The sequence below is a fragment of the Okeania sp. KiyG1 genome (assembly GCF_014132355.1).
GTDB lineage: Bacteria > Cyanobacteriota > Cyanobacteriia > Cyanobacteriales > Microcoleaceae > Okeania.
On sequence record NZ_BLZO01000002.1, the window covers coordinates 1 to 1,066 of the forward strand.

The window sequence follows — 1,066 nt, forward strand, 5'->3', positions numbered from 1 at the left end:
CCTAATCAGCCTTCAAAATAGACCATTTTTAGCTTGATGTGCCACTACTGGAAACGATATTATTAGATTAATGACTGACCGAAATCAACAAAATATATGAGCAATACTCAACTTAATTTAATTTCCCATAGAACAACTGATGGAATGCCATATCAACATCTTCGTATTGAAATAACTAATCCTGACGGTATTATTGAACCTGTGGATCTAAGAGGGTTACAAATATCTTCTAATATTCAGTGGCAGCAAGGTGTTGTGATTGAGGGTAGGGCACCAATGTGGTTATATGCTTATTTGGTTCACGAATGTCATCCTGCATCGTGGGTTGGTTGCTATGATACTCGACTTGGTGCTGTTGTAGTTTCTACACATACTCATGGGGTGAGTGTTGGTTCTGTATTAACTTTAGAATTACCAAATAATTAGGGCTATCAACAAAATTGATTACGCCAAACCTCAGCGGGACAAAACTTGATTCCTGCTGCTTCTGCTGCTTGTTGGTCTTCCGGGCGATCGCCTACAAACAAAATCTGAGAGGTGTCCACATCGTGAGTTTGTATAGCATATTCAAGCATTCCTGGCGATGGTTTTCTGAAGGGTGGAAAATCAGCGTAGTCCATCTTTTCTCGTTCCAGCAAATTTGAACAAAAGTCAGAATAAACTACTGCTAATTGATTTCCATCAAAATCTGGACAAAAAGTATTTTTAATATTTCTGGGAATATTTTTAGAGTAATTTGTTGCTCTTCAATGCAATCGTCCAATGATTTATAGCCAGCTCCGACTCCACCTTGATTAGTGCAACCAATTATTAAATAATTTTTCTTGTGGAAATGTTGTACCGCCTGAATCGCGCCGTTTATTGGTATTTGATCTTCAGGAGTATTAATGAATTTTGAAGTAGACCTGGGTTTGCGAATCGTACCATCCATATCTAACAGTAGTAAAGGCTTTTTCATATTTTTTAGACTCCACGGTTCAAATCATTTTAATACTCAAATTTGAAAGAGAGGGAACTCATACAGTGGTGATTAATTCCTCGATAATTATTCACAAATCAAACTTAT

At 37.1% G+C, this 1,066-nt stretch carries 3 protein-coding genes; 1 reads left to right on the forward strand and 2 read right to left on the reverse strand.

The genetic code is table 11. From position 1 onward, the window contains the following. Positions 1 to 96: 96 nt before the first annotated feature. Positions 97 to 426 carry a CRISPR-associated ring nuclease Crn3/Csx3 gene (crn3, locus tag SAGCYANO_RS00055; RefSeq protein WP_202218220.1) on the forward strand — a complete coding sequence of 110 codons (330 nt, stop codon included), beginning with the start codon at positions 97 to 99 and terminating at the stop codon, positions 424 to 426. Positions 427 to 431: 5 nt separating this feature from the next. Here crn3 and SAGCYANO_RS00060 read toward each other — a convergent pair whose 3' ends face one another. Together SAGCYANO_RS00060 and SAGCYANO_RS00065 are read right to left on the reverse strand one after the other, a co-directional pair. Beyond that, a complete protein-coding gene (locus SAGCYANO_RS00060; protein ID WP_202218221.1) occupies positions 432 to 620 on the reverse strand; it encodes an HAD-IA family hydrolase in 189 nt (62 codons plus the stop codon). A 47-nt stretch (positions 621 to 667) separates the two neighbouring features. Continuing rightward, positions 668 to 958: a hypothetical protein gene (locus SAGCYANO_RS00065; protein WP_202218222.1), complete on the reverse strand. Its 291-nt coding sequence runs from the start codon at positions 956 to 958 to the stop codon at positions 668 to 670. Positions 959 to 1,066: the final 108 nt, after the last annotated feature.

Bases quoted from the DNA above. Each gene is read 5' to 3' on its own strand.
- SAGCYANO_RS00065 (WP_202218222.1), bottom strand. From the start codon at position 958: ATGAAAAAGCCTTTACTACTGTTAGATATGGATGGTACGATTCGCAAA.
- crn3 (WP_202218220.1), top strand. From the start codon at position 97: ATGAGCAATACTCAACTTAATTTAATTTCCCATAGAACAACTGATGGA.
- SAGCYANO_RS00060 (WP_202218221.1), bottom strand. From the start codon at position 620: ATGGACTACGCTGATTTTCCACCCTTCAGAAAACCATCGCCAGGAATG.